Origin of the sequence: Pseudomonas sp. UBA6276 (assembly GCF_002438365.1) — a bacterium.
Classification (GTDB): domain Bacteria; phylum Pseudomonadota; class Gammaproteobacteria; order Pseudomonadales; family Pseudomonadaceae; genus Aquipseudomonas; species Aquipseudomonas coleopterorum.
The window spans coordinates 22,363-29,267 of sequence record NZ_DJUS01000102.1 but is presented as its reverse complement, the minus strand read 5'-3'; the positions used below and the strand labels follow the sequence as shown (position 1 = coordinate 29,267).

At 59.1% G+C, this 6,905-nt stretch carries 4 protein-coding genes; 3 read left to right on the top strand and 1 reads right to left on the bottom strand.

What is annotated here, in order from left to right:
- The 3 genes from B2V21_RS11670 to B2V21_RS11660 all read left to right on the top strand — a co-directional run.
- Positions 1–1,622: hypothetical protein (locus B2V21_RS11670; RefSeq protein ID WP_286916934.1), on the top strand; the 1,622-nt coding region annotated here is incomplete at its 5' end.
- Positions 1,623–1,999: 377 nt separating this feature from the next.
- The gene (locus B2V21_RS11665; protein ID WP_286916933.1) at positions 2,000–3,190 is read left to right on the top strand and encodes an ADP-ribosyltransferase; all 1,191 of its coding nucleotides are present in this window, start codon (positions 2,000–2,002) and stop codon (positions 3,188–3,190) included.
- Between the two features lie 8 nt (positions 3,191–3,198).
- Positions 3,199–3,564, top strand: coding sequence for a DUF6508 domain-containing protein (locus B2V21_RS11660; protein WP_286916932.1), 366 nt, complete (start codon positions 3,199–3,201; stop codon positions 3,562–3,564).
- 251 nt (positions 3,565–3,815) lie between these two features.
- Here B2V21_RS11660 and B2V21_RS11655 read toward each other — a convergent pair whose 3' ends face one another.
- Positions 3,816–6,866, bottom strand: a complete 3,051-nt coding sequence (locus tag B2V21_RS11655; RefSeq protein WP_286916931.1) for a dermonecrotic toxin domain-containing protein — start codon at positions 6,864–6,866, stop codon at positions 3,816–3,818.
- Positions 6,867–6,905 lie beyond the last annotated feature (39 nt).

Below are 6,905 nucleotides of genomic sequence, written 5' to 3'. Positions count from 1 at the left end.
TCACGTTGGCCAGTGATCCTTACATCGCTGGCAATAGCAATGGCTACGTGGAGGTTTGGTACGAGGCCACCCGCAACAGCCAGCCGGTGGGCAGCTCGCAGCGGCTGCAGCTGCATGTCGGGGCGGCGGCGGAACGGCCTTGGCCGTTACCGAAAATAGTGGATGGGACCAACAGCGAGGTCAGTACCTGGCAACCGATCAAGCCCGGCACATCGTATGAAACCAATACCGCCACGGTGGTGGTGCGCGATGCTCGGATTCTGGAAAACGACACCGTTGCAGTGCTCTGGTTCTGGCCTGATGGTCAGAACGAGGCGTTGCCTTGGGTGCTAGCTACCGTGGGCGAGGGGCGAGTGTCGGTGCCTTCGACGGTGCTGGCACTCGGCCTTGGCCAGACGGTGCAGGTAGGGTATGTGATCTTCCGAGGCGCTGATCTGACGGTAGTAGGCACTTCGCAAATGCTGAGCCTGCGTCTGGAGAACTTCCGCCCCGGCACCTTGAAGCCACCACGAATCGAACAGGCAGCAGGCAACCTGCTGGATCTTAATACCTTCACTGGTGATGGAATCGTAGCTGTGGACCCATGGCCCTTGATCGCTGCAGATCAAATGTTCTGGTTGCGGATCAATGGCCTACAAGATGATGGAAAAGAGTACGACGAGCGATTGGTTGGGCCCTATACGGTGCAGCCTAGCGAGGTTGCTGTCGGGATACAACGAAGTGTGCCAGAAGCGATGTTATTGAGAACGGAGAATGGCGTTGAGCTTGTAGTGCGAATGAGCGTAGCCATGAATGGTAGCCAAATTGAGGGAGAAGCAATCATGTTTCCACATGCGAAGATAGCGCTCAAACAACTTGAACTAGGTTTGACTGCGCCCACCGTTGAACACCAAGCGGATGGGCGTTTGGATCCTGATCTGATTCCAGCTTCAGGGGTCAAGATCACCGCCGCTTATTCAGGAATGAAAACAGGCCAATGGGTAAGCGCGGTATGGGCTGCTGTAGGGGCTGCTCCGCTCATTCTTGGCCCCAGGGAAATTACACAGGTCGGCAGCGTGGATTTCACAGTTCCCAAACAGACAGCGCTAGAGAGTCTAGGGCTTTCCGTTGGAGCAGCTATTGTTGTTTCGCGTGTGAATGGTGGCTTGAAAGAGACATCGCCAATATTGCCATTCGTGGTCGGTTCAGGAGAGCCTTCGACACCGCCAGGTACGGGGGACTTCGAGAACGTAGAATTCGGACCCGCCCCTTCACCTCTGGAGCTCCGTGACTTCATTATCACGCGAGATAATGGGGTAACGGGCATGATTAAAGGTGCCCCCTCCGGGGGAGGCTCTTCCATTCAAGGTAGATGCTATGCCGTTACAAACTCTGGCTCGGGTGCAGTGACATGTCTACTGAGATCACCAACCCGAAAAGGCTTTAGCTTTAGCTTCTTGAATTCAATCGGCCATCAAATGACCATTGAGGTTCTATATGAGCTGTCCACTGTAGATAAGTCAAACATTGGCGGCACGATTACCGTTAGAGGCGACACGAACCTAGGTGCAGTACATGGGTTTAGGCTGAGGCCTATGAATGGCTACGAAGCCTATATTGATAATCTGAAGCTGCATGACTGACAGTTACTATACCATGTTGCTCCGATTGCTTAGGAAGTCCGAAGTAGATTCCTGTTTTTGGGCGGAAGAGCCATCGGCGATTTCAAAAAGGTAGGAATCTGTCGATCAGCTCATATTTTCGCCGCGAAGTAGTATTTCTATTAGGAGCATTGCACCACTGATTTGCATGCGAATGATTGCCGTTGATGCAGCCGTCCATTATGCTAAGTTGCTGTCAAGCGCTTAGACCAAGTCGTACGGATCTTGGCTAAAAATATTCAGGATTAAACCCTGAATATTTTTAGCCCTCCACCGGTTACTTTGTTTTTACCCAAGTGGGCAGGAGTGGTTCGAGCGACAACTTTTAGGTCTTTACATTTAGGAATTGGGCTCTAACCATGGAACTTCTAGACCACTTACCCGTCGACCACTTCGGCACCGACGCACGTCAAGTCACTCTCAACCAAGGCGACTTGCTGAGTTTGTATAACACCCCGGTGGACTACCTCATGGTGTCCAGTCGGCCGCGTGATTACGATCCGGCGCAAGGCGGCTGGATCGAGCAATTGTACGGTGCAGGTATTGCGGTGGCCGATCTGGAGCGGTCGCCGGCCGTGGACTTTCGTCCGTACCTGCCCTGCTGGATTTCTACCGTTGCGCCGGCTGCGGCAGGCTGGCCGTTCAAGCGGCTGCTGGTGTTTGAGCCTGAGGATGCCGCCGAAACGGCGGGGCGTGATGTCTGGATGGCGTTTCAGGCGCTGCGACTGTTCACCGGCGGCGACGGTTGTGCACGGGTTGCCGCCACGGTGCTCAGTACCGCTCCGGGGGAGGCCGACCATGACGTGATGCTGCGCATGATGTTCTTCGCCAGCGTCAGCCTGGCGGCGCGTGGGCCATGGCCGGATATCGCGCTGTGTGTGGACGCGGAGCATCAGAGCAGTGCCCAGGCCCTGTTCGCGCAACTCAAGGGTCAGTATCAATCGCCACCGACCCAGGGCATCGGCAACCCGGCGTCGCCTGTTCTGCCTAGCGGTCAGGCGTCGTTACCGCAGGATGACCCGCTGCGCTGGACGCCTGCCGAGGTCGGGCTGACTCAGCGTCAGTACGCGCTGGTACAGGCCTACACGGGCAATTTGTATTGGTACGTGAACAGAGCGCTGCGGGCTGGGTCGGTGACTGACCCGTTGTTCGTGCAGTATCACGCGAGTATCGAAGGATTGAGCACGGCGCTGGGTCAGTTACGCAATGCTGCGGGGATCCCGGTCAAACGCTATTTGAATATCTTCGAGGGTATCGAAGATATCTACGCCACGACCCTGACGGTGGTGGAAGCCGCGTATTCCAGCACGACCAAGAACATCGGCTCACCTACCGTTGGCGACTATAACCTGCTGCTCAAACATTGGTTGGGCAAGGACGTGAGTGGTATATCGGTCGTGCCCAACGAGCAGGAAGTGTTGTTTGACTTCGGCATGCACCATCTCATCAGTGCCATCGACGAGACGGTGGAGGATGGCCGTATTCGGCTGTATCTGACCACTGATGAAGTATTGCCCAACACCGCCCATACGCTCTTCAACCATTTGTGAGGCACGCCATGTTCGCACTTCCTCCACCCTCACCGACCAGCGTGGATAAACTTCTGCAGGCATGGCCGGACACCCTTGCGCTGAGTGTCTTGGATTCGGACAGCGAGGCTGTTTTCTACGCCATTGGCAGGTTTCTCGATGCGATTTACCGTTCGGGGTTCTTCGAACCTTTTGATTGGCAGTACGTGTTTACTGATGCCGAACTGGATGATGTGTCGAAATTGGAGCACGCAGGTCCGGGGGAGCTTCGTGCGCTGCTGGTGGCTAATGTGCGCAAGGATAGGTTTTGCGATGGGCATCTGCTGGATTTGTTGCGTGATAGATATTTAGAGAAGGCGTTCGGGCGTCTCTTGGAACTGCGCAAGTCGATGTGATTGGCCTGGCGTGGGGAATGGCGTGGGGCCTCTGACGCGGCTCGCGCCGCTGCTACAGGGATTGGGGTTCGGCTCGGAAGTTGGGGTGGATCGGAGGTAGCGGCGCGCCGCGTCAGGGGGCGTGGTTCGGGGCGGAAGTTGGGGTGGATTGAGTGTGGTACCCGCAGCCGGGTGTAGCAGCGGTGCGAGCCGCGTCAGCGAGGGTTCGAAGAGCTGACGCGGCTGGCGCCTTTGCTACGGGGGCTGAGCCGTCAACGGGTGGTTTTCCAGGAATGCAGGTTGCCTACATCCACTTCCACCTTGCTGGCAAACGGGAAGTAATGCTCCACGCAGGCGGTCAGCTGGCGCTCGTAGGCCTGCGAGCTGATGCCCAATGACTGCTTGAGGTCGGCGCGCAGCAGCAGGTCGTAGTAGTCGGGGCGGGTTTCGCGCAGGACGTCGTCGAGCAGTTGCGGGCCGGTCATTTCGAAGGTGTCTTTGATGTACCGCCAGAAGGCCATGGTTTCGCGGGTACTGGCGCCCTTGTTCAGAACAGGCCGGGGTTCGGCGTAGAAATCGGGGTTGGCCTTGAACCGCGCCTGCATGGCGCGGGTGACGGCCTTGAGCACCGGGTTGTTGGCGTGGCTGGCAAACACGTGGCTGTTGTAGCCACTGTAGGGCACGTCGGCCAGCACCACGGCGTCGTCGAGCAGTACATCGTCGGGGCCGGCGTGCACTTGCAGGTCGGCATGGACGGTGGTGAACCTGTTGTCCACGTCCATGTACAGCCCACCGTGGGCATCGATCAACGGGTAGCGCAACACGTCGCTGGCAGCGGCATAGTTCCTGGCCTGGCCCGTGCGGCAGGCGCGGTACTGAGGGCCGCTGTCGCCCGCCAGCAGGGTCTGGAAGAAGTCCTGATCGGCCAGAGGCGTGATCGCCACGTCAGGCTTGTCGGCAAAGATGCCCTTGAGTTGCGTCATCAGTGTTTCGCTTTCCAGGTCCACATGCAGGACCGTGCGCCAGCCTTGCATCGCTGCGGCGTTGCCCACCACGTTGTCCAACAGGGCCTGGCTGGGCAGCTCGTGGCCTACCCAGATGTAATGCACCACTCGCGGGATCGCCGACGCGCCGGCAGGCGGGATGGGCAGAGGCGGCAGAACGATGCTCTTGGTGGCGCGGGTCGCCGGTGCATCCTTCGCAGCGGCCTGCCATTGCAGGCGGTCGCCGCTGCACCATTCGCCTTCGGCGCTCAGCCACAGGTAGTCGGTGTTGCCCAGGTGGTTGAGGCGCCAGGTCTGTTCGTCGGCGTCGTACAGGGCCAGCAACGAGCCTCGGCTGGGGATGCGGACCATGTAGCGATCGAGGATTTTCTCCACGCCGTCCAGTGGCACGGTCACGCGAATCTGCGTGGCCAACGGCGGTACGTGGACGTCCCTGGCGAGGTCGGTGCGCAGTACATCCCAGGCCGTCACTCGCTGGGCCTCGGCCACCGACGCTGCGGCGATGCGTTCACCTGGATGCCAGGCGCCTTTGGCGTCCAGGGTCAGCGGGATGCACTCCTCAGTGGCATAAGGATTGAGCGGGTCGACCACCACCCACTGTTTGATCGCGACCCTGTAGCGCACGCGATACAGCACGTTGTGTACCTGGGCATAGATCTGATTGCCCTGACGCACGTAGAGCCCGGCCATGGGGCCGCGGGTCTGGACCTGCAGGTCGCGGCCGCGGACCACGGCCGGTCGCCATTCGAGCAAGCGGTTGGCGGCGGACCCATGGCTGGGCGAAGGCGAGTCGCTGGAAGTGGAGGTGCTGGAACGGTCCTCGTCGCTGCCCAGATACAGCGGATCGAAATCGTCGTCACTGTTGCTGCCGCCGCTGGACGTTTCTCCGGTGCCCTCGACCACGCCGCTCCAGACGCTTTCGCCATCGGTTTCCAGCTCCAGTTGCATGCTGGCTTCTTCATACTCGCCGATGGCCGAAAGGTCGCCCAGCAAGGGCAGCGTGAGAAACACGTTCAAGGCTTGCAGCACCGCACCGCGAATGGCCTCGGAGCGCTCGCGTTCGTTCACCGCGTTGATGGCCTTGTCGGCATACAGCCCCACCGCGCCCAGGCCGGCAGCGATGGACAAGGCCGCAATCGGCCAGCCCATCATGCTGAAAATGCTGTACAGCTTGAACGAGGCTTCCAGATAACCCAGCCACATGCCTTTGCTGAGCTGATTGTTGGAGATCAGCAGGTAACTGGCATCGTTCTCCATGTCGGTTTTCAGGCAGTCGGTCAGGAAGGTGAAGGCATAGCCGTCCAGTGTTTTTTCCCGCGCGTTGAGCCGGGTCTTGCGCCGGTTCCAGGGCGTGTTGGCGATGTCGCGCAGATGGCCTTGCAGGGTATTCCATTGGCCGTGCTTGTCGTGTTCCGGCCGCACGAATTGCTCGCCGAAACGTTTACGGCCTTCTTCGGTCGTCAGGTAGCTTTGCACCCACTCGTACATCTGCTCGGCGTCGGCAAAGGCGACGAAGGCTGGGTCCTGCATGGCGCAGTAGATGATCTCGCGGCCCGAAGCGGTACGAAAGCGCAACATGGTGTGGCTGACGATGCCTTCGATATCGAAACTGTGCACCGTCGTGCTGGATGACATTGCCACGTCTCCCATGAGTTTTTCCGGCCGAAAGGGCGTGCTGGAATCGTTCACCACGGCGGCATACACCTCGATGAAATCCTCGAGGCGCAACAGGCCTTTCTGGCAGTTGAGGGTGGCGTTGCACAGCATGCTGAGCTTGGACACCATGCAGTACAGCGCATGGTTGTTGATCCAGAAGCCACGCACCTTGGAGGCGTAGTAGGCGGCGAAGTCGATGCGCCAGAAATACGCGTGTACCTGGCGCGGGTCCAGGCGGATTTCGTTGTGTTCGTTGAAGGCGTGGGCCGACTGATCGACACGGTAGAAACCGCCCATCTGCGCCAGCAGGTCGCTGTTGCGTTGCTGGTCGAGGTCGAAGCGGCGCATCACCAGTTCGACCAGCGTCATCGATTGCTTGGGTGCGCCGTAGTGCTCCCAGCCGGTGTAGGTGCGCGAGCTGGAGTTGGCCGAGTCGAACCAGTGCCAATGCACCTGGTGAGGGTCCAGATCGAACAGCCCTGCCCTGACCAGCACCTGCCGGGCGATCTGCAGCGCGGCACGCTCGATGTCAGGGTACTGCTGCATCAAGTCGGCGATCTTGCTTTCCCAGAAGAGAATGTTGGAGACGATGGGATCAGGCAGAACGGTATTGTTGTCGGTAACGGTCGCTGGGGTGGTGGAGGTGGATTCCGGTTCGCTCATGGTCTTGCCTCACGGGTTCGGGAGGCCTAGCTTAAGCAG

What these genes read in the sequence shown, in the direction of transcription:
- B2V21_RS11660 (WP_286916932.1), top strand. Translation starts at nt 3,199, where the DNA reads ATGTTCGCACTTCCTCCACCCTCACCGACCAGCGTGGATAAACTTCTG.
- B2V21_RS11665 (WP_286916933.1), top strand. Translation starts at nt 2,000, where the DNA reads ATGGAACTTCTAGACCACTTACCCGTCGACCACTTCGGCACCGACGCA.
- B2V21_RS11655 (WP_286916931.1), bottom strand. Translation starts at nt 6,866, where the DNA reads ATGAGCGAACCGGAATCCACCTCCACCACCCCAGCGACCGTTACCGAC.